General features: G+C 63.6%; 20 protein-coding genes and 1 tRNA gene. 12 read left to right on the forward strand and 9 right to left on the reverse strand.

From position 1 onward, the window contains the following. The first annotated feature begins 85 nt into the window (after window positions 1–85). The 6 genes from DEIDE_RS05325 (at window position 86) to DEIDE_RS05350 (ending at window position 4,706) form a co-directional block, all read left to right on the forward strand. Window positions 86–655: a DUF1990 family protein gene (locus DEIDE_RS05325; RefSeq protein WP_012692927.1), complete on the forward strand. Its 570-nt coding sequence runs from the start codon at window positions 86–88 to the stop codon at window positions 653–655. Next, the gene (locus DEIDE_RS05330; RefSeq protein ID WP_012692928.1) at window positions 652–1,419 is read left to right on the forward strand and encodes a DUF1990 domain-containing protein; all 768 of its coding nucleotides are present in this window, start codon (window positions 652–654) and stop codon (window positions 1,417–1,419) included. The genes DEIDE_RS05325 and DEIDE_RS05330 overlap by 4 nt, the downstream gene beginning before the upstream one ends. Before the next feature lie 68 nt (window positions 1,420–1,487). Then, complete coding sequence (locus DEIDE_RS05335) at window positions 1,488–2,552, forward strand: threonine aldolase family protein (RefSeq protein ID WP_012692929.1); 1,065 nt, start codon at window positions 1,488–1,490, stop codon at window positions 2,550–2,552. 9 nt (window positions 2,553–2,561) lie between these two features. Further along, window positions 2,562–3,551, forward strand: coding sequence for a type II CAAX endopeptidase family protein (locus DEIDE_RS05340; protein WP_012692930.1), 990 nt, complete (start codon window positions 2,562–2,564; stop codon window positions 3,549–3,551). Continuing rightward, entirely contained in the window at window positions 3,548–3,946 is a 399-nt protein-coding gene (locus DEIDE_RS05345; RefSeq protein WP_012692931.1) for a DUF1232 domain-containing protein, read from the forward strand. The genes DEIDE_RS05340 and DEIDE_RS05345 overlap by 4 nt, the downstream gene beginning before the upstream one ends. A gap of 61 nt (window positions 3,947–4,007) precedes the next feature. Then, complete coding sequence (locus DEIDE_RS05350; protein WP_012692932.1) at window positions 4,008–4,706, forward strand: hypothetical protein; 699 nt, start codon at window positions 4,008–4,010, stop codon at window positions 4,704–4,706. Between the two features lie 7 nt (window positions 4,707–4,713). Here DEIDE_RS05350 and DEIDE_RS05355 read toward each other — a convergent pair whose 3' ends face one another. Both DEIDE_RS05355 and DEIDE_RS05360 read right to left on the reverse strand, forming a co-directional pair. Next, on the reverse strand, window positions 4,714–5,208 hold the full coding sequence (locus tag DEIDE_RS05355) for a DUF456 domain-containing protein (RefSeq protein WP_012692933.1): 495 nt from the start codon (window positions 5,206–5,208) through the stop codon (window positions 4,714–4,716). 77 nt (window positions 5,209–5,285) lie between these two features. Then, window positions 5,286–5,362, reverse strand: a tRNA-Met gene (locus DEIDE_RS05360). Window positions 5,363–5,762: 400 nt separating this feature from the next. Here DEIDE_RS05360 and fni point away from each other — a divergent pair. After that, the gene (gene fni / locus DEIDE_RS05365) at window positions 5,763–6,785 is read left to right on the forward strand and encodes a type 2 isopentenyl-diphosphate Delta-isomerase (protein ID WP_012692934.1); all 1,023 of its coding nucleotides are present in this window, start codon (window positions 5,763–5,765) and stop codon (window positions 6,783–6,785) included. On the opposite strand, the gene DEIDE_RS05370 is transcribed toward fni, so the two are convergent. Together DEIDE_RS05370 and ruvA are read right to left on the reverse strand one after the other, a co-directional pair. Beyond that, a complete protein-coding gene (locus DEIDE_RS05370; protein WP_012692935.1) occupies window positions 6,713–8,050 on the reverse strand; it encodes a low temperature requirement protein A in 1,338 nt (445 codons plus the stop codon). The genes fni and DEIDE_RS05370 overlap by 73 nt on opposite strands. A gap of 31 nt (window positions 8,051–8,081) precedes the next feature. Further along, window positions 8,082–8,681 (reverse strand): Holliday junction branch migration protein RuvA, encoded by a 600-nt coding sequence (gene ruvA / locus DEIDE_RS05375; protein WP_041227434.1) that lies wholly within the window; start codon window positions 8,679–8,681, stop codon window positions 8,082–8,084. Window positions 8,682–8,735: 54 nt separating this feature from the next. Between ruvA and DEIDE_RS05380 the strand changes: the two genes are divergently transcribed. Next, window positions 8,736–9,350, forward strand: coding sequence for a GNAT family N-acetyltransferase (locus DEIDE_RS05380; RefSeq protein WP_041227119.1), 615 nt, complete (start codon window positions 8,736–8,738; stop codon window positions 9,348–9,350). A gap of 10 nt (window positions 9,351–9,360) precedes the next feature. Here DEIDE_RS05380 and DEIDE_RS05385 read toward each other — a convergent pair whose 3' ends face one another. After that, window positions 9,361–10,080, reverse strand: a complete 720-nt coding sequence (locus DEIDE_RS05385) for an alpha/beta hydrolase (protein WP_041227122.1) — start codon at window positions 10,078–10,080, stop codon at window positions 9,361–9,363. Between the two features lie 253 nt (window positions 10,081–10,333). Here DEIDE_RS05385 and metG point away from each other — a divergent pair, with 253 nt between their 5' ends. The 4 genes from metG to DEIDE_RS05410 all read left to right on the forward strand — a co-directional run bounded on the left by metG (window position 10,334) and on the right by DEIDE_RS05410 (window position 16,324). After that, window positions 10,334–12,340 carry a methionine--tRNA ligase gene (metG, locus tag DEIDE_RS05390; RefSeq protein WP_012692939.1) on the forward strand — a complete coding sequence of 669 codons (2,007 nt, stop codon included), beginning with the start codon at window positions 10,334–10,336 and terminating at the stop codon, window positions 12,338–12,340. A gap of 78 nt (window positions 12,341–12,418) precedes the next feature. Continuing rightward, entirely contained in the window at window positions 12,419–13,261 is an 843-nt protein-coding gene (gene rapZ, locus DEIDE_RS05395; protein ID WP_012692940.1) for an RNase adapter RapZ, read from the forward strand. Beyond that, window positions 13,258–14,616 carry a gluconeogenesis factor YvcK family protein gene (locus tag DEIDE_RS05400; protein WP_012692941.1) on the forward strand — a complete coding sequence of 453 codons (1,359 nt, stop codon included), beginning with the start codon at window positions 13,258–13,260 and terminating at the stop codon, window positions 14,614–14,616. The genes rapZ and DEIDE_RS05400 overlap by 4 nt, the downstream gene beginning before the upstream one ends. Window positions 14,617–15,034: 418 nt before the next feature. Continuing rightward, on the forward strand, window positions 15,035–16,324 hold the full coding sequence (locus DEIDE_RS05410) for a glutamate-5-semialdehyde dehydrogenase (protein WP_012692942.1): 1,290 nt from the start codon (window positions 15,035–15,037) through the stop codon (window positions 16,322–16,324). Between the two features lie 46 nt (window positions 16,325–16,370). Here DEIDE_RS05410 and DEIDE_RS05415 read toward each other — a convergent pair whose 3' ends face one another. The 4 genes from DEIDE_RS05415 to DEIDE_RS05430 form a co-directional block, all read right to left on the reverse strand. Further along, on the reverse strand, window positions 16,371–16,721 hold the full coding sequence (locus DEIDE_RS05415) for a hypothetical protein (RefSeq protein WP_049760443.1): 351 nt from the start codon (window positions 16,719–16,721) through the stop codon (window positions 16,371–16,373). Window positions 16,722–17,603: 882 nt separating this feature from the next. Next, window positions 17,604–19,487 (reverse strand): 1-deoxy-D-xylulose-5-phosphate synthase, encoded by a 1,884-nt coding sequence (dxs, locus tag DEIDE_RS05420; protein ID WP_012692944.1) that lies wholly within the window; start codon window positions 19,485–19,487, stop codon window positions 17,604–17,606. Further along, window positions 19,484–20,182, reverse strand: coding sequence for a hypothetical protein (locus tag DEIDE_RS05425; protein WP_012692945.1), 699 nt, complete (start codon window positions 20,180–20,182; stop codon window positions 19,484–19,486). The genes dxs and DEIDE_RS05425 overlap by 4 nt, the downstream gene beginning before the upstream one ends. 154 nt (window positions 20,183–20,336) lie before the next feature. After that, window positions 20,337–21,017 (reverse strand): PspA/IM30 family protein, encoded by a 681-nt coding sequence (locus DEIDE_RS05430; protein WP_012692946.1) that lies wholly within the window; start codon window positions 21,015–21,017, stop codon window positions 20,337–20,339. Window positions 21,018–21,063 lie beyond the last annotated feature (46 nt).

The following is a 21,063-nucleotide window of genomic DNA, read 5'->3' on the forward strand; positions in this document are numbered from 1 at the left end:
GCTGCGCGCCGCGCGGCCTGCGGCATGAGGAACTGCTCAACCCGGGCCGCGCCCGGCTTCAGGCAGCGTGCGGCACACTGCAGTCATGCGCAAATCGGTCCAGCGTGAAGACGACGGCCGCGGAGCCCTGCTTGAGCGCCGCTACTGGGTAGAGGTCGAGCATCCGCAGATGTCGATTCAGGACCTGATGCTCGATATTCAGCAGAACCTGCCGCAGTACGCCCCGGAATTGCTGGCCGGCTTCGAAAAATCGGTTGGCATGTCCGACGCCCTGCGGCGTGGAGACGAGTATCACATTCGCATCCTGGGACCGTGGAACGGCGAAGTGCGCGTGGTAGAAGTCAGTGACACCTCGTTTGAGCTGGTCACGCTGGAGGATCACCCGGAAGCCGGAAGAATCCGGTTTTCCATCTCGCCACACGAACATTTCGAGGATGCCTTTCACTTTGAAATCTGCTCGCTGGCCCGTTCGCGCGATGGGCTGGTGGCCCTGAGCTACGACGCGTTGGGCAAGCGCGTGCAGCAGACCGTCTGGACCACCTTCTGTGAGCGTGTGGCCCAGCGCAGCGGTGGCCGGAAAATCGGGGACGTGCAGGTCCGGACTGTCAGTGAGACTGACTTTCAGGCGGAGGATGATTCCGGAGACGCCCCGTGAGGCGCACCAGCCCGCCATTGCACGAGCAGCAGCGTGCCCGGCTGGAAGCCTACGCGCAGGCCCGGGCCAACTTCGACACTACCCGCGTACATGAGTGCAGCGAGGAGACCGGCTGGCGCGTTGACAACTATGAGCAGGAGCTGCCAGCCGAGCCTCCTGGAGAGCCGCTGCCAGGAGGCTCGTTCATGGCAGCCCAGCAGGTGCTGCGCAACTACAGCTTTCCTCCGCCCAACCTGATCACCGGTGTGTTTGTGCCGGAAACTCCGCTGGAGCAGCGTGTCATGGTGCTGCGCGGCCGGTTTCTGATCTTTACCTTCTGGTTCGGGGTGCGGATCGGCGGCGTGGTCAACGAGATCCGCGCACTCCCCGACGGCAGCCGCGAGGCAGTCTGGGGCTACAACTACTACACCCTGGAGGGCCACTTCGAACGCGGGCAGATCGAGTTTACGGTTCACAAGCATCTGGGCACAGGCCGGGTCATGTTCCGTATTCATGCCGTCTCGCAGACCGGCCACATCAGTAATCTGTTTTACCGGGTGGGATTCCGGATCTTCGGCCGGTTCCTGCAGCGCCGCTTCTCGCACGAATCCATGCGCCGGGTCAGGGAGCAGGTGGAAGACATGCTCCTGACCGGCGCGAGCACGCCTCTGGAACCCTCCACACCGCTTGAGGCGGTGCCCAGAAGGGACGTTCCGGACCATATGACCCAGCACCTGGAGCGTGCGGCAGACGGTCATGCACCTGACAGAAATCAGGGGGACTGAGCCAGCCTGTCCAGGGGTGCGGAACTGCGCCACCAATCCAGGTGCCATGAGGGCTTACCCTGACGCGCATGACTGCTCCCGTTTCGGTCCTGGCCGATTTCCGCTCCGATACCGTTACCACCCCTACGCCCGAGATGCGTCAGGCCATGGCCCAGGCGGCTGTCGGCGACGACGTCTACGGCGAAGATCCGACCGTCAATGCCCTGCAGACGGAACTTGCCCGACTCACCGGTTTCGAAGCCGGGCTGTTCATGCCGTCAGGCACCATGACCAACCAGGTGGCCATCGCACTGCACACCCGCCGCGGCGAGGAAGTTGTCTGCGCCGAGGGCAGCCATATCTACGAGTGGGAGCTGGGCATGATGGCGGCTTTCAGTGGTGTGGTGCCGCGCTTTGTGCCTGCGCCGCTGGGGGTGCCGGACCCGGGGGACATTCGCCTTGCCGTCCGGCGCAGCATTCATCAGTCGCCCACCGGCATGATCAGCCTGGAAAACACCCATAACAAGGCAGGCGGCACCATCATTCCGCTGGACGTACTGGCCGCCATTCGCAACGTGGCACAGGAAGAAGGTCTGCCGCTGCACCTGGACGGCGCCCGGGTCTTCAATGCCGCTGCCGCGCTGGGCGTTCCTCTGCGGGAGATCACCCGGCACTTCGATACGGTCAGCATCTGCCTGAGCAAGGGGCTGGGTGCCCCGGTGGGGAGCGTCCTGCTGGGCAGCGCCGCGGCCATGAAGCAGGCCCACCGCTACCGCAAGATGATGGGCGGCGGTATGCGTCAGGCAGGGGTGCTGGCCGCCGCCGCCCTGGTGGCCGTGCGCGACGGCCCGGCCCGGCTGGCTCAGGACCACCGGCGCACCCAGCAACTGGCGCGGGCTCTGGTGGACGCAGGGTTCAATGTGGACCTGCGGGCAGTGCAGACCAACATCATCTATGCCCGTATGCCGCAGGCTCAGGCCTGCGTGGATGCCTGGGCGGCCAGAGGTGTGCTGGCCAGTGCCCTGGGGCCCGACAGCGTGCGTTTCGTGCTGCACCATCAGGTGACCGATGACGGGCTGGAGGCGGCCATCCGGGTCCTGACGGCCCAGTCCCCAGAACAGGAGAGCAAGCCGGCATCAACCATGTCGCGGTAGGCTGCGGGCATGACCGCCCCGGACGCGCCGACGTCACCTCCCGCCAGCTGGCCTGAGGCCACTCCAGAGCCTATGCGTGGCGTGCGCGCCGTGGATGGCAACCGTGCTGCCCTGACTCTGCTGGTTGTCCAGAATGTGGTTTCGGGAGTCCTGATCGCGCGCGGCGCACCATTGGGGCTGTCGTTGCTCGCGTCAGTGGTCGCCAACGTGCTGGTGGGACTGCTCCTGTTCCGGCCGGCCCTGCGCGCCCTGGTACAGGACTCACGCTGGCGCACGCCGCCTGCCTGGGGATTGGCCCTGGGCACCTTCGTGCTGGCCTTCCTCGCTTCACGCGCAGCGATCCTGTTTTTCGTGACGCTGTTTCCGGAAAGTGCCGACAGCGTGCCGCAGTTTCTCAGCAAGGGCGCGGACCTGTGGCTGCTGCTGCTGGCAGCGGGATTGCTGGTGCCTTTTCTGGAGGAAGTCGCCTTCCGCGGCCTGATGCTGCGTGGGCATGAGCGCGCCGCCGGGTTTACCCTGGCGGCCGTCGCCTCGTCCTTTGCCTTTGCGGTGGCGCATGGCGTGCCGGCCAGCATTGCGGGAATCCTGCCGCTGGCCTACGCTCTGGCGCGGGTGGTTCAGCACAGCGGCAGTTTGTGGAACGCCGTCATCATCCATGTGATGAACAACACCCTGGCTGTAGGCCTCGGAGCCCTGCTGACCCGCGAGCGCCTCGGCGGAGCCATCGCCAATCCCGGGCAGGCCTCAGATCTGCTGAGCAACCCGGCCCTGCGTGTGCCTTTGGCTGCCGGATCGCTGCTGTTTGGCGGGGTGGTGCTGCTGGTCATGCACCTGTGGCTGACTCCGCGCCCTGATCCTCAGGTGCGCGCCACGCGGCAGGGCCCGTGGCTGAGCGCGGCATACATCGGAGTGGTGCTGTTCGGGCTGATGGCCGCCGTCATGACGTTGCCCGCCGTGCGCCTGATGATTTCATCCACACTGCGTGGTGCGCAGCCGTGAGGGCACCCTCCGGCTGGCGCCGCGTGCAGGCATCGGCCCGCCGGCTCAAGGCCGAACTCCTGGCGGTCAGCCACGCTGCACGTGACCCGCGGACCTCGTGGCCAGCCCGCGCCCTGGCATTGCTGGTGCTGGCCTACGCTCTGAGTCCTCTTGACCTGATTCCGGACTTTATTCCCGTGCTGGGCCTGCTCGATGATCTGCTGCTGGTGCCCGCCGGCCTGTGGCTGGCCTTACGCCTGATCCCTCTTGAGGTCCTGGCAGATGCCCGGGCGCAGGCCGCACGCCACCCGCAGAAGCTGGTGCCCAGTGCCTGGGGGCTGGCTTTGATCCTGCTAACTTACGGTCTTTTGGCCACGTTGGCCTGGTCCTGGTGGGCGAAGCGGCAGGGCAGCTGACCCGCGAAACCTTGCACGCAGCACGACTGCCGCCCCACGGTGGCCGTTAGAGTGGGTCCGTATGGCCCGCAAGCCCCCACCGACCCAGGCGTCAGAACCCACTGCGCCTCTGCCTACCGAACTGCTGACCGGCCCGGGCGATTTCGCTGCCCGGCTGGCTCCCGCCGAGCCTGTGGGCTGGCGGTATGTAGGTGTGGTGGTGCTGTCGGGCGTGCTGTCCGGTGTGGCCTACGCCTTGCTGGTGCGCCCGGCGGCCAACCTGGCGGCCGAGGTGGCCCGCGCGGCCCCGCCGGGCGCCCTCACCCACATCACCAACGTGGTGGGGGGGATGTTTCTGACAGTGCTGAGCTTTGCGCTGATGTGGGGGCTTGGACGCCTGGGGGGCGGGCGGGAGAGCCGGAGCGGCGAAGTCTACGGAGCCTCATTCGCCGTGTTCGTGCCGCTGTATCTGCTGGTGATCGTATGGACGCTGCTGACGCCCGCAGCGGCCTTTGAGCCCACAGCGGTGCCCAGCGGCGCCAGTGCCGGCACCGTGGAGGACGCAGCTCTGCGCGCCGCTGCCCACACCTCTGCGGCCCTGGCCCTGCTGACGGTCACGGTGTTGGGGCTGGGAGTTCAGTTTGCCCTTGTCTATCAGGCGCTGCGGGCGCTGACCGGATCGGTGCCGCGCGCCCTGGCCGGAACCCTGCTGCCCCTGCTGCCTGCACTTGCGGTGCAACTGATTGCCATTTCGCCGCTGCTGAGCCGCCGCTGGAGCTGAAGCTTGCTTATGCTCCCGTGTAACGCCACAGATGCCACAGGCCATAGGCTCCCAGCAGCAGGTGCAGCGCAAACTTGGCCCCCAGGCCAGTCAGCAGGCCCACCATGGTCCCCCAGGTCGAACGCACCGCTTCGGGCATCGGGCGGCGGGCGACCAGCAGTTCGGCCAGCAGCGCGCCCAGGAGAGGCCCCACGATCAGACCGAGCGGGCCCAGGAAAATCCCGGCGATCCCACCGATAAGGGCGCCCCAGGCGGCCTGACGGCTGCCGCCGTAGCGGCGGGCTCCCCACGCCGAGGCCAGGTTGTCGACCAGCATGGCAGCCACGGCGATGATCAGAAATACCAGCAGGAAGGGCAGGTCGCGCCCAGCCTGAAACCCGTCAAGCAACGCCGCGACGGCAGCACCCGCAAAGATGACCAGGGTGGACGGCAGCACCGGAACAAAAGTACCGATCAGGCCAATGATCCATGCGGCCAGGAAAATCAGGAACGGCATACTCATGCCTTCAGTATGGTGGCGGTGCGGTCGCAGTTCCCACACACATAAGAAAACCCCACCGGCTGGCGGTGGGGTTCATTTGGTTGCAGGGACAGGATTTGAACCTGCGACCTCCGGGTTATGAGCCCGACGAGCTACCAGACTGCTCTACCCTGCGTTCCTCTGGTACTGATTGTGCGTTGTGGCGGGCACTTCCTTGCGGGGGTGCCGTTTCCAGCGCTCAGAAATAGTACCCCGGAGTTCCGATTCTGTCAACACCAGCCTGAGGCTGTCCCGCTGATCTACCCGTGAAGAACATGTCGTGGTCTCCGGTGGGGCTACATGCGGGCAGGGGCACTGGTCACCCGCGATCTCTCCATGGCCATGACGGGACACTGGACCCAGATTGGATAAGCGCGCCAGGAAGCATTATTTGTCTGGAAATCACCAGAGTATGAGGGGCCTGATCTCTGGCCGGGGGCCTGTCAAACAGACCATGCTTCTGACAGCGGTTCCACTCTGCTGCCGGACTGCAGGAGAACCATGTGGCTGGTGTGCCGACACTCTAGGCTGAAGCGGTGACTTACCTGACTTCCGGCCCTGGCCTGAGTGCCCGCAAGCTGCGGCATATCGAGGCATGCCTGCTTCCGGACAGCCAGTACCAGGGCGTCACTACTGGTCTGGAGACGGTGCGGTGGCCTTACCGGGCACTTCCGGAGCTGAATCTGGCTGACGTGAATCTGGAAGTCAGCTTCCTGGGCCGCCGACTGAGTGCTCCGCTGCTGATTGGTGCCATGACCGGCGGCGCAGATCGTGCCGGGCAGATCAACCGTAACCTCGCCACGGCCGCGCAGCGTCTGGGGATCGGCCTGATGCTAGGATCCCAGCGCGTGATGCTCGAACGTCCGGAGGTGGCAGCTACCTTCCAGGTGCGCGAGGTCGCGCCGCATGTGCTGCTGGTCGGAAACCTGGGCGGCGCGCAGTTTCTGCTGGGATACGGCGCCGAGCAGGCCGTGCAGGCTGTCCGGCAGGTAGGAGCGGACGCCCTCGCCATTCACGTCAACCCACTCCAGGAAGCGCTGCAGGCAGGTGGGGATACGAGCTGGGCGGGGCTGGCGACGCAACTGGCCGCGCTGGTGCCGTCACTGCCGTTTCCGGTCATTCTCAAGGAAGTCGGGCACGGCCTGGATGCCCGCACCGTCAGCACGGTGGCTGGCATGGGCTTTAGGGCCCTGGACGTGGCGGGAGCAGGCGGCACCAGCTGGGCCCGGGTAGAGGAGCTGGTTCGTTACGGAGCGGTGCAGCGGCCGGACCTGTGTGAAATCGGCGTACCTACAGCGCAGGCCCTGCGGGATGCCCGGCAGCAGGCCCCGGGGGTTTCCCTGATCGCGTCAGGCGGAATCCGCACCGGTCTGGACGCGGCGCGCGCGCTGCTGCTGGGTGCGCAGGTGGTGGCCGTGGCCCGGCCGCTGCTTGAACCGGCGATGGACAGTGCAGAGGCAGTAGAAGTCTGGCTGTCCCGCTTTATTCACGAACTGCGGGTCTCGATGTTCGTTGGGGGGTTTGCCGATATCTCGTCGCTCGGATCGGCAAGCTCCTGAACGATGGTTTCCGGCGCTTCTCCTTCGTCGAGCTGCTCGGTCACTTCTTCCTCCAGTTTCCCGAGACGCCGGGTTGCCGGATCAGTGGCGACAATCAGGCTGGCACCTACTGTCAGAACGGCTACCAGAGCATGCAGCTGCACGGTGTCCAGATCAATGAAGCCCACAGCTGCCGCTCCAAAAGCTCCAGCCCACATGGCCATCAGGCTGCGGTCCATACCGCGCTGCCGTGCGACGCGCCGTGAATTCCAGCGCAGAAAACACAGCGTCAGGAATGCGCTGGCCAGCGGCCAGGCGACAAACTGCTGATTCACCGCGTCTTTCTTGGCGTCCACCCCACTGAGACCATGACCGAGGCCCACGCCAAGCATCACCACACTCAAGGTGAACGGCAGGTGCCCGTAGAGCCACGCCTGCATGCGCTGAACCTGCCCTTCCACATGAGCGCCCAGCAGGGGAAGGGTGCGGGCCTGATCGAAATAAAGCCGCCAAAGGGCCACCGTCAGCAGAATGGCACTCAGGGCCGGGGCCAGCGTGACCAGATTCATCTCCTGCTGCCGGCTGCCGTTGACCACTTCCGTGACGATGGCACCCAGCGCAATGATCTGCAGAAGGCCTACCCGCTCGGGCAGATGCCCTTCATGAGGGAGACTGGAATGCGCGTTGCCCACCCGAGCCTGAATGACGACTGGAATGATCATGTCAGCCAGCAGCGCGGCGCACCACAGGAGGATCTGCAGCGTGGACCCGCCAGGAAGCCAGGCAGAGATCAGCCACACCCCGGCGGCGAGCGCCAGGGGAGCGCTGCTCTGCTGTGCAAACGGGGCTCCGCCCGGCACCTCGCGGGCCAGGGCAAAGTGCATCACCACCTGCAGGACGCGGTTGGTGCCGTAGGCCAGGGCAAACGCCATCCCTGTATCCTTCAGATCACCCCGCAGGGTCAGGGCCAGCATGCCCATGGACACCAGCTGCGCCACCGTGCCCCAGCGGTAGGCGCGCGTCTCGTTGCCGTAGCGGGCCGCGAGCATGGTGTTGCCTGCCCAGGCCCACCAGACTGCCGTGAACATCAGTCCGAACTCGCCAAGGTTTTCGAGCTGAGGCGAGTCGCCCAGACGTTTGGCCAGCTGGTCAAACGCCACGACGAAGATCAGGTCGAAAAACAGTTCGAGCCAGGTGACCTTCTGGTCGTTGTGTACAGGGGTGCCGGCCGGGCCCGATGGTTCGTGTTCCTGAACTTCGATCGTATCGGGCTCGCCGTGGGTCATGACCAACGCCTCATGGCGGACGCACGGCGCATCAGCGCAGGCGTCCCAGGCCCTTGCGAATCAGGGCGTCAGCGCTCTGGGTGGGATCGGCGCCCAGCAGCTCGGCGACCACGCCGCGCACCTGGGCCTCACGGAAGCCGAGGGCCAGCAGCGCCTCAATGGCGTCGCGCCCGGCAGTGCTGGAGACCGGTGTCGCTCGCGTGCCGGCAGGAACGCCCGCCGCGGCCAGATGCTCGGGTACCTTGTTCTGCAACTCCAGAACCAGACGTTCAGCCGTTTTCTTGCCCACGCCGGATACACTCGACAGCAGCTTGACGTCTCCAGCCATCAGGCCCTGCGCCAGGGCGGAGACCGGCATGGCCGACAGCAGACTCAGACCCAGTTTCGGGCCCACCCCGCTGACCCCAGTGACCAGATCGAACAGCTTGAGGCTGTCAGCGTCGGAAAAGCCAAACAGCAGCTGCGCATCTTCCCGGACCACGAACCGGGTGCTCAGCTCGGCATTCTGACCGACCACCAGCTTGCCCAGGGTGCCAGCCGGGCACTGCACCTCGTAGCCGACGCCGCCAGCAACGATCACAGCGCTGTTTTCCCTCACTTCACGCACCACGCCGGACAGGTAAGCAATCACACCCGCCATTCTAGAGGCGCGCCCTTGTTGACACCTGCACCGCGCCACTTTGAAATGGTGCATGTGCCTCACATCCGACCTGCGCGCCCTGAGGACCGGGACGACCTGTATCACATCTGTCTGAAAACAGCTGACAGTGGCCAGGACGGTACCCACCTGTACCAGGACCCGGAGCTAATCGGTCACGTCTATGCCGGACCATACCTGGCCTATCAGCCTCAGTTTGCTTTTGTTCTCGAAGATGATCTGGGTGTCAGCGGCTATGTCATTGGCGCGCTCGATACCCGGGCTTTCGACGAAACCCTGGAACGCGAGTGGTGGCCCGCTTTACGGCGGCGCTACCCCGATCCGGCAGTGCCTGCCTCTGAGCGCAGCCGTGACGAAGCTGTCATTTACCAGATGCACCACCCACGCCCGGCTGACCCGGACATCACAGCTGCCTACCCTTCACACCTTCACATCGACCTGTTGCCCCGTGCCCAGGGCGGGGGCCACGGACGGCGGCTGCTGTTCACTCTCTTTGAGGCGCTCCGTCAGGCCGGGTCCCCTGGGGTGCATCTGGGTGTGGGCGGACGCAACATCAATGCCCAGGCGTTCTACCGGCACGTCGGATTTCAGGATTTAAAACCCCTGCCTGACGGCGGAGCCCTGATGGGCTGGACACTCTAGAAACGGTCCGTTACGGCATGCGGGTCCACGTCAGTGTCTCCTGCACGATGGTGGCCCACTCCTGCTCACGGGGCTCGTGGGCCATGCCATCAATCTCCAGCAGGCGGGAACCGGAAGCGGCCGCAAAGCTGCGTCCCTCTTCCGGAGGGCAGACACGGTCTTCTGTGCCAACGGCCAGCAGGCCTGGAACGTTCAGAGCGCGGGCATGCGTCAGCGGTGATCCTTCATGCCACTGTTTGGCGGTCAGAACCGCGTCGTAATAACGCCTGAGCGCATTGAGGGCGCTGCTCTGGTACACCCGGCGCAGGTCGGTCGGAGCACTGACGGCGACCACATGTGACGCGCACGTGTCCTGGGTCGCTGCTGTCAGCAGGGCGATCAGGCCGCCCATGCTGAAGCCCAGCATCACCACCGGCCCCCGCGGCTGGGACGAGAGCCACTCCAGGGCCAGCCGGGTGTCCCGCGCGCCGCTCCGGCCGTAGTCGTCGCAACCGCCCGAACCGCGCCATCCACGGCTGGACAGACTGAGTGCATGCCATCCGGCTTCGGCAAACATTCGAGCCGGTTCAGCCATGGCGCTGGCATCCTGACCCCAGCCATGAAGCAGCAGGACTGCCGGCGCCTGCTGCGGCTGCCCCCAGTGGTAGCCACCCAGGGTGCCGTCTGGTACAGGAACCGTAACTCGCTCAGCACCGGGAAGGTCGGGTAGATCCAGGCCAGGGATAGTCACAGCCCATTGTCGCCCGGTCCGTAGGCCATTGATGTGATCCCCAGGTGGGCAGACCACGGTAACGTGGGGTCATGATGTTCCGCTTCCTTTCGAAGATGCGAATGCTCCGCTGCTCCTGATCCAGAGGCTGTCTGGAGCGCATTCATACCGGACGCAGCTCATCTTTTCTGAAAGCTGAGCTTTTTCCGTATGCTGGAGAGGTTGTCCGGCCTGCCTCTCATCAGGGTAAGCGCCGGGCGGAGGAGAGATCAGCATGACCGCGAATAACGAGTTCTTCCTGACCACCGCGATCGACTACGCCAACGGCGCGCCGCATATCGGCCACGTATACGAGAAGATTCTGGCTGATGCCATCGTGCGCTACCAGCGTCTGGCTGGAAAAAACGTCACCTTCGTCATGGGCACCGACGAACACGGTGAAAAGATCAGCAAGGCCGCTGCGAAAGAAGGTCTGACCCCCCAGGCTCTGGTTGACGATCTGAGCGTGCGCGCCTTCAAAGGGCTGTGGGATCGCCTGGGCATCAGCTACAGCGAGTTCATCCGCACCACGGAAGGGCGCCACAAACGCTTCGTGCAGGACGTGCTTCAGCGCGTGTATGACAGCGGCGATATCTATTTTGCCGAATACGAGGGTCTGTACTCGGTCGGCGCCGAGCGGTACGTGACCGAAAAAGAACTGGTGGAGGGCCCCGACGGCGTGCGCCGCTTTCCCGGCGACAAGGACCCGCCCGAATTGCGGCGCGAGGCCAACTACTTTTTCCGCATGGAAAAGTACCAGGAGTGGCTGCTGGGCCACCTGCGTGAAAATCCGGATCTGATCCAGCCCTCCGGCTACCGCAACGAGGTTCTGGAAATGCTCAAGGAGCCCATTGGGGACCTCAGCATCAGCCGGCCGAAAAATCGCGTGCCCTGGGGCGTGGAACTGCCCTGGGACGCGGACCACGTCACCTACGTGTGGTTCGACGCGCTGCTCAGCTACCTGACGCCGCTGGTCACCCGGGGCGTGGACGAGAGCGTCAGCGGTCTGGCGTGGCACGTGATCGGGAAAGACATTCTCAAGCCGCACGCGGTGTTCTGGCCGACCATGCTCAAGGCCGCCGGAATGCCGGTGTACCGCAAGCTGGTGGTGCACAGCCATATCCTGGCTGAAGACGGGCGCAAGATGGGCAAGTCGCTGGGCAACGCCATTGACCCCGAAAAACTGGTCGCGGACTACCCGGTGGACGCCATCCGCTACGCGATGCTGCGCGAGGCGACCCTCAGCGCCGACAGTCCTTTTGGTGAGGGCATCCTGGTCTCGCGCCTGAACAGCGACCTGGCCAACGACCTGGGCAACCTGCTGTCGCGTACGGTCAGCATGATCCAGAAGTATCGTGAGGGCGTGATCCCGGCCCCCGGCCAACCGGCTGACCGCGAGCGGGTCATAGAAGCCGCGGCCATTGCCCTGCCCGGTGAGGTGCTGCGTCTGGTAGGCGACCTGAAGGTGAATATGGCCATCGAGGCGGCCATGAACTTTGTGCGTGACCTCAACCGGTACATCGCTGAAAGTGCGCCCTGGAACCTTGCCAAGAGTGAGGAAACACAGGGAAGACTCGACACCGTGCTGTACACCGCCGCCGAGGGCCTGCGTGTGGCCAGTGTGTGCCTGGAGGCTGTGATTCCCGGCAAGGCCCGCGAACTGCGCGCCCAGCTGGGCCTGGGCGGCCAGACTTACGCCCTCAGCGGCGCCTGGGGCCTGACCCCGGCGGGCACGCGCGTGCAGGGCGGAGCGATCCTGTTTCCCAAACCCGACCCCAAAGCTGCTCCTGACGCCGCTGCGCCGGCCAAGGCAGCGCCTGCTCCCAGAAAAGAGAAGACAGACGTGACCGAAGCTGTTGCCCAGCCAAAGATCAACACCCAGCCAGCCCCCAGTGCCACGCCGGCAGCCACTGAGCCTCTTATCAGCATCGAGGATTTTGCGCGGATTGATCTGCGGATCGCAGAAGTTGTGGCCTGTGAGGCTGTCGAGAAGGCAGATAAGCTTCTGAAGCTCACCGTCAGGCTGGGTGACGAGACCCGTACCGTGGTCAGCGGCATCCGCAAGTGGTATGAGCCTGCTGATCTGGTGGGGCGCAAGGTCGTGCTGGTGGCCAACCTGAAGCCTGCCAAGCTGCGCGGAATCGAGTCCCAGGGCATGATCCTGGCGGCCGAGGACGCCGACGGCAACCTGGATCTGGTGGGTACGGGGCTGGATCTGCCCAGCGGCACCAGGGTGCGCTGACACACAACTGCTGAGTCAGCGGATCGCGGCGGCACCGGGAGAGCTACTCCCGGTGCCGCCGCGTACTAGACTGCCGGCATGCCGTTCGTGGTTGTGTCCGGGCTCTCCGGCAGTGGAAAAAGTACCGCGTTGCGGGCGCTGGAAGACGCTGGCTTCTTCATTACCGATAACCTTCCCCCGGAGTTATGGGGCGCGATGTATGACCTGAGCAAGGCCAGAGGCCTGACCCGCGTGGCGGTCAGCACCGACGCGCGCACGCGGGATTTTCTGAGCGCACTGGACGACAGCTATATCAGGCTCTCGCGCCGCGAGGAGGACCTTCACACGCTGTATCTGGAGGCCAATTCGGAGGTGCTGCTCAAGCGTTACAACTTCACCCGCCGGGAGCACCCGCTGGGTGAGACCCTGATGGTGGATTTTGCGCGGGAGCGCGAGCTGCTGGCGCCGCTGAGGGCCATCGCCGATACCGTGATCGACACCACCGACCTCAGCGCCACTGACCTGGCCGAGCGCGTGCTGCGGCTGTTCCGGCTGGAGCACGACTTTCACCTGCGGCTGCTGTCGTTTGGTTTCAAGCATGCTCCGCCACGCGACGCTGACCTGGTGCTGGATGTGCGGTCGCTTCCCAACCCGCACTACGACCCGGTCCTGCGGCCCCGCACTGGCCTGGAGCGTGAGGTCGCACAGTACGTGTTTCAGAACCAGGCAGGAGAGGACTTCTACGCGAACCTGCGGGACTTTGTACGTACCAGTGCCGAGCGGGCCCGCGACACAGGCCGGCATGGATACACGGTGGCGATCGGATGCACCGGAGGGCAGCACCGCAGTGTGGCGGTGGCCAGCCGGCTGGCTGCCGACCTGCGTGACCTGAATGTGGATATCACCGATCACCGGGACATGAAAGCAGGAACCAGGGAATGAGTGATCCTCCACTGCGGCGCGATCAGATAGGCACCGTTTTCCCTGTGGAGAACGGCGCCACCGGGCATCCCAAAACCCGGCGCGCCCGCATGTGGATGCAACCAGGCATTGGCGTCAAGCGCTGGCTGATGCTGTTCGTGGTTTGTACCTTTATTGGGGCGGTCGGCTTCCTTCACTTCACCTGGACCGGGCCACTGCACTTCACGGCCACCAAGTGGATCCTGTGGGTCAACCGCTTCCTGCGTCCGGAATTCATGCCGCTGTATCTGGGAGGCATGATCATCATGACCCTGTCTCTGCTCGGAGCTCTATGGAGCATCGCTATGCTCAGCCGCAGCGTATTACGGGGAACAGGGACTGCTCCCAATACTGCTGTAGATGTCATTTATGCCCGGCATACCCTGAGCCGCGCGCCACGTGTGGTGGCTCTGGGGGGAGGCACTGGCCTGTCCAATCTTCTGAAGGGGTTGAGGGAGATTACCGGGAACACCACGGCCGTCGTGGCTATCTCTGATGACGGCGGCAGCAGTGGCCGGCTGCGCGAGTCGCTGGACATGATTGCTCCGGGTGACCTGACGGACTGCTATGCCGCGCTGTCCGACAGCCCGGTGATGGCCCGGCTGATGCTTCACCGCTTCACCCGGGGCGACGGCATTAAGGGGCATACCTTCGGGAACCTGATGCTGGCGACCCTCAGTGAGGAAGAAGGTGGTCTGGGTGAGGCCATGCAGGATATTCACGAGGTGCTGAGGATCCGCGGCCACGTGTATCCGGCCACGCTGCATCCGGCTTCACTTGTCGCGCAGCTCAGTGACGGCCGCGTGATCAGAGGCGAAAGTCAGTTCGCAACTGCTGTTGGGGAAGCCCGGATCGAGCAGGTTCAGCTTGACCCGCCGGACGTGCCGGTGATGGGCGCCATTCCGCGTGCACTGGAAGAGGCCGAGCTGATTGTTCTCGGTCCAGGCAGCCTGTATACCAGCATCATCCCGGCGCTTCTGGTGCAGGAAATAGCTGTGGGGATCCGCAACTCGCCTGCGCCTCTGGTCTACGTGGCCAGCCTGATGACTGAGCCAGGAGAGACGGACGGTCACACCCTCGAAGACCATGTAAATGCCATCGTTCGTCACCTGGGCCGCACTCCTGACCACATTCTGGTCAACAGCGCCACGCCGCCGAAAGACGTATTGGACCGCTACGCCCAGCAGGGAGCAAGGTTGCTGGACCTGAGTGGCGCCACCCAGGAGCTGCGGGACCGGGTGCGCAGTCTGCCTCTGCTGCAGCCCAATCAGGCCCGCCATGATCCTCATGCGCTGGCGCAGGCCCTGCTCAACTACACCTTGCGGCGGCACCCCTGACCGAGCAGCTTCCGGTCGTGACGTTGACGTTCTATACACGCGTCGATCTGGGGGGCGCCGGCGGCCCCGGCTGACGCCACCACTTCGCTCGTGTTATGTCCGGATGGAGCTATCGGCGATGAACTTCAGGCACACGATGAGGTCCACTACGGCCGGGGAACCGGGCATAGAAGTTACTTCATGATCTGAAGAGACTGCCCTGTAACACCTGGCAGCTTTTTGCCTTTTTCAGCTGAAGGTACCTATGTCGGCATTGACGTTCCCGTGCGGCTGCGCCTTGAGCTTCTGCTGCTCTTGGGGCAGAGTCCCTTGCCCGGTCTCCAGCGCAGCTTGCACATCCCCTAGATTCCGAATGGCCGTCGGCACCTGCCTACCCGACCTGTGCAGGAGAAACGGCAGCGGCTGGTAGCCTGCACAGATGACCACCGCATTTCCTGAACAAGGCCCCCTGCGCGTTGTGGCGCAGCAGGCACGCACGGCGGCCCGTACCCTGCGTTCGTTGAGCACCGAACGTAAGATCGCTGTCCTGCATGCCCTGGCCAGAGAACTGCGTGCCCGCGAAAGCCAGATCCTGGAGGCCAATGCCCAGGATGTGGCCGCAGCTCAGGCGGCAGGCCTGGGTGCCGCCATGGTGGACCGCCTGCGCCTCACTCCGGCCGCGCTACACGGCATTGCCGCAGATGTCGAAGCAGTGGCTGGGCTGAGTGATCCAGTGGGGGAGTCCACGCCCGAAAAACTGTTGCCCAGCGGCATCCGGGTCTCTACGCGCCGCGTTCCACTGGGGGTCTTGGGAGTGATCTACGAGAGCCGTCCCAATGTGACGGTCGACGTGGCTGCCCTGGCTCTGATGAGTGGAAATGCGGTGATTCTGCGAGGAGGCAAGGAGACCGTGCGGAGCAACACGGCCCTGGAGGAGGCCATCCAGGCAGCACTCCGCGCCGAGGGCCTGCCGCAGGAGGCCGTGCAGGTGATCCGGGACCCTGCCCGCGAGCGCATGCTGGAACTGCTGAAGCTCGACGATCTGGTCGACGCGATTATTCCGCGCGGGGGCGCTGCTCTGCACAGATTCTGCGTGGAGAATGCGACTGTTCCGGTTATCGTAGGTGGAATCGGTGTGGTGCATCTGTACCTTGACGGCAGCTTCACCCAGGACCCGAATGATGTGCGCCGGGCTGCAGAGGTCGTCCTGAACGCCAAAGTACAGAAGCCCAGTGCCTGCAACGCCCTGGATACGCTGCTTGTGGACCGCGCGGCCCTCACCGTCCTTCCCCAGATTGCACAGAGTCTTGCGGCGCAGGGGGTGGAGCTGCGGGCCGACCCGGAAGCTCTGACCTGTCTCAGCGGAGCAGGGTTACAGGCCCACCCGGCCCAGGAATCAGATTACGGCCAGGAGTTTCTGGCCCTGACCATGAGTCTCAAGGTGGTTGCCGGGCTTGACGAGGCGCTGAACTTTATCGCGGCGCATGGCAACCATACCGACGTGATCCTGACCCGTGACGCAGCGCAGGCCGAGCGCTTTGTTCAGGATGTCGACAGCGCTGCCGTAATGGTCAACGCCAGCCCCCGGTTCAACGATGGCGGTCAGTTGGGCCTGGGAGCCGAGGTGGCCATCAGCACCCAGAAGCTTCACGCACGTGGGCCGATGGGATTGCGGGAACTGACGACAACCAAGTGGGTCGTCATGGGCGACGGTCATACACGCGCCTGAGGCGCACGGCAAAGGCGCTTCAGACGAAGACAGGTTGCAGCGGGGTTCAGGCAGTAAGCAGCGCTGAGGTGGCCAGGCGTTGTTCCTGTGGCATCAGAACCCGCTGGGCTGTTCCAATCAGCCACATGCGCGCTTCCAGGGATGTACTGGCGTGGCAGTGAGCCTGGCGCATGATCTGCAGCCACGTTTCCTGTACACGGGCTTCCGGATCCGGCACTTTCGACCGCTCTGCCATGGCATACAACAGTCTGGCGTAGCGTCGGTGCAGTTCTCTCAGGGCTTCGAGTTCGTTCTGTGCCAGCGCACACAGCAACTCCGCGTCCGACAAGGTGCTCATCTCCGTCGAGGCGCGCATCACATGAGCGTCAGCCTGAGGCGTGGAGGTTTGGTCTGTCATGCATCACCAGAAAATAAGAAGGGCAAACACCTAAGGTCGCCGGCGCTCAGACGGGATCGGGGAGATGCAAAACGAATTCCCGAGTCAGGACGGCAGGAAACGGCACTGGAACCTCTGGTGTGTGGACAACGAGGTTGGGTCAGGAGTCCTGAAGAGCCATGCCTGCCTTGCCAACCCAGTTTCCTTCTGCCGGTGGAGGGTTGGTCCAGACAGGGAACAGTGGCGTGGCGGCTGACGGAATGCGGCATACGTTCTCCTGGTGCCATCAAAAGCCTGAAACGGCCTGGGACCTTTGTGGCAACTATTGTCCAACGACCCTCTCACCCTAGATTGTGCGCAATCAAATTGATAGCTCTGGGCAGAGAGGGTTCATTAATCTAATTTCGCGGTGAGCAGAGGAGAACACAGCTCTTTCTCTGGGCCGGTTCACGAGAATGAGAACTGCGCATCAGAAGGTTTCGGTGAGTGATAGCTGTGCGGGGTAATGGGGAGTTATTAGTGGACCCCTGAGCTCTGGCAGAGAGACATCGTTCGTATTGATGCCCGCAGCGAAAGAACCATCATTCTTTGCGTAAGAACGGAACTAATCCGAGGATCTCCTGGACATCACATATCCGATTCCCGAACACTCAAGCGCTCAACATTGAAGCTCTAGAGGCCTCTGATCAGGGTCCACCTGTGCATAGGGCTGGTGGAATGGCTTCATTGGGAATCTTCGCGTTGCATACATCGTTAACACGCCCGCAGGACATCAATACACTCCAGCCATGTGTAAGGCCAATAAGTAGGAAATAGGAAATTGCCCTGTCCGTAGCTCTTTTGGCCAGCAGCAGTAAAGCCCCCGATCACCGGGGGCTTAAGTATGTCTTTGTATTGGTCAGATCACACGCCTAGAGGGACGTCCACACCAAGCTCGGCCATCACTGTGCGGATGGCTGGAGCATCAATCCCGGCCCGCGCATGCACGCTGTCAACGGTGGCATGTTCCTGAAACTCATCCGGGATACCCAGCACGCGCACAGTAGGACGGAGGTTCATGGTGTTCAGGGCTTCCAGCACGGCACTGCCAAAGCCGCCCATAACGGTGTTGTCCTCGACAGTGACAATAGCGCGCGCCCGTGAGGCGACCTCACGCAGCATCACCTCATCCAACGGTTTGACAAAGCGGGCATTTACCACGCCTACGTTGGGCAGGTCTCCCACCGCCTTCAGGACATACTCCAGGGCTTTGCCGCCGGCCAGAAGAACGACGTCGTCTCCGGGTTTCAGGCGCTCCCAGCTTCCCCAGGCAATGTCCGGCCAGGTGCCTTCCGGAACACGTTCGGTCGTGCCCCGTGGATAACGGATGGCGAATGGCCCAGGTTGTGACTGCGCCGTGCGGAGCATGCCGCGCAACTCCTCGGCGTTCCGGGGCAGCCCTATGCCGACATTGGGAATACTGCGCAGAAAACTGAGGTCGAAGACGCCGTTATGGGTCGCACCATCGGCACCGACAATACCTGCACGGTCAATGGCGAAGGTGACGTTCAGGTTCTCGATAGCCACGTCGTGCAGAACCTGATCGTAGGCCCGCTGCAGGAACGAGCTGTAAATGGCCACGATGGGTTTAAGACCCTGAAGGGCCATTCCAGCGGCCGTGGTGACCGCCACGTCCTCAGCAATACCGACGTCCAGGTAACGGTGCGGATGAACCTTGCTGTATTCCACAAGTCCGCTGCCCTCGCGCATGGCCGGCGTGATCACGAAGGTCCGGGGATCAAGCCGGGCCAGTTCAGTCACCGCGTCCCCGAACGCCGCGCTCCAGGAATAGGCGTTGCTGGGAACCACCTCGCCAGTGGCCGGATCGAACTTGCTGGGTCCATGCCACGAGATCGGATCAGCCTCGGCGTAGCTCAGGCCTTTGCCCTTGGTGGTGACCACATGCAGGATGGTCGGTCCGTCAAGGTCCACCAGACGTTCCATGAGCCACACCAGCTCCTGAACGTTGTGGCCATCGACCGGGCCGACATAACGCACTCCCATGGCCGCAAACGGGTTGACACTGGCTGGATCGAAAAAATGACGCGTAGAGCTCTTGGCCCGGCTCATCAGATTGGCCAGCGGTTTGCTGACGGCCTCGACTGCCTTCTTGCTGGCCCCTTCGCCCTCCTGGAACCATTTCTGTACCTGCAGGCCGCGCATGAATTTGTTGATGGCCCCAACGTTCTCGCTGATGCTCATCTCGTTGTCATTGAGCACGATCAGCATGCGGCGGTTCATGTCCCCGATGGTGTTCAGGGCTGCCAGAGCCATACCCCCGGTCAGCGAGCCGTCTCCGATCACAGCGGCAACTTTGTAGTCCTGGCCCAGGGCGTCGCGCGCCATCGCCATTCCCAGGGCATTGGCCAGGGATGTGCTGGCGTGCCCCACCGTAATCGCGTCGTGTTCGGATTCCGTCACCTTGGTAAAGCCCGAGAGGCCACCCTCTTTCTTGACCGTGGGCATCAGGTGCCGGCGACCGGTCAGCATCTTGTGGGCGTAGGCCTGATGGCCCACGTCAAAGAGGATCCGGTCCCGTGGAGAGTTCAGCACGTAGTGCAGCGCCACAATCAGATCGGTGGCTCCCAGGGAGGACGCCAGATGCAGGCCTCCTACGGAACAGACCCGTACGATCTCCTCACGAAGTTCCTGCGCCAGTGCAGGCAGCTGGTCGCGCGACAGACGCTTGAGGTCTTCCGGGCTCTGTACCCGGTCAAGCAGCGGCGTCAGAGAAGCTTGCGCCGTCATGGCTGATTCCCGCTGCGGGGCGTGCTGAAATTGCGTCCTGTAAGCAACAGACCTTCCGGGGAGCGGACCTCTCCGGTGAACGGGGTAAACCACAGCTGCTGGGTGGCGGGGAACAACCCCCCCACGGTGTCACTCATCTGCCGGGTCACCACCCAGACGTCAAAGGTGCCTGCTGGTGTCTGCACGCGGCGCTGCTGCTGCACCAGATAGCTGTAGGTCACCAGGCCCTGCGCCTGAGTTTTGCCGGCGTCGTCTACGACCGTCACCTGACTCTGACCCTGCCAGGCCAGACCCACCTGCCAGGCACCCTGAGCCGGATACTCCTGCAGCGGAGGCTCCAGGCGGATTGTGACACCCGGCTTGCGGATGCCCTGCAACTGCACCCCGCTGTTGCTGAAGGTACGGAACCAGGTCTGCTGGGCACCTCGGCCCGTTAACTCGAAAGTCTGCACAGTCTGGCCGGCAAAGATCGACGGACCCATGGCGCGCAGGGTATAGGGGACTGCCGTGGCTGGTTCGCCTTCGGGCAGATAAGACCAGGCCAGCCCGGCCTCACGAGGGTAAAACGACACCCCACTGACCGGCGTGCTGGCCTGCACAGTTGCTGGGGCGGCTGTGCGGGCGGGTGCACAGGCCGCAAGACCCAGAAGAGCCACGAGCAGCGGCAGGCGGACAAGTGGCAGGCGTTCAGACATGGTGCTCAGGGTAAACCTCAGATCGCCTTGCATGCTCACAGCTAACATGAAAATCGGCTGACTTTTGCCCTGACTTGTGGAAAACAGGTGGATTCCCAAGAAAAAGGGACGCGCTTACGCGTCCCTTTTGGTGCTTTCCTGCTGGCCGAATTGGTCAGCCGGGTTTGCTCTGCTCACCCTGTACGCGGGCTTTCAGGGCTGCCAAGGCGTCATCTACATCCTTTTCACGGCCCAGATCCCGTAGCTGAGCATCGATGTCATTTTCGCGCCGCAGATCTGACATGGCTTTGTTGCGGTCTTCCATTCCGGCAACCTTCTGTTCCATTTCGTCGAAGGCGTCCATCGCACCGCCGGCCTTGTCGAAGCCCGAAACGCGGTCGAGCGTGGCTCCTGCCTGAGCCGTTTTCTGGCGGGCGGCGAGCAGGGTCTTTTTAGACTCCATCTCGTCGATTTTAGCCTCAAGCGCGCGCAGCTGGGTCCGAAGCTGGTCAACCGTATTGGTCTGGGTGGCCCGTTGTTCGTCAAACCCTGCGGCCAGATCCTTGTGGTTCTGCGCGCGGCGCAGGGCTTCACGCGCCAGGTCCTCTCTGCCGCCTCGCAGAGCTTCTTCCGCTTTCTTCTCGTACTCGGTGGCCAGCTTGCGGTTGATGTTGGACTCGCGCTCCATTTTGATGTTCTGACTCATGGCTTCAGCCACTTCGGTGCGGGCCTCGGTGTAGGCACTTCGCATGTCACGCAGCGACTGGTCGATAATCTTGCCAGGGTCCTCGGCCTTGCTGATCATATCGTTGACATTGGCTCGGAGCAGGCGGGACAGTCGATCAAGAATGGACATGGGTGAAACCTCCTCGTTGCATGATTACGCAGGCCAGCATCCTTGG

The organism is Deinococcus deserti VCD115, assembly GCF_000020685.1.
GTDB lineage: Bacteria > Deinococcota > Deinococci > Deinococcales > Deinococcaceae > Deinococcus > Deinococcus deserti.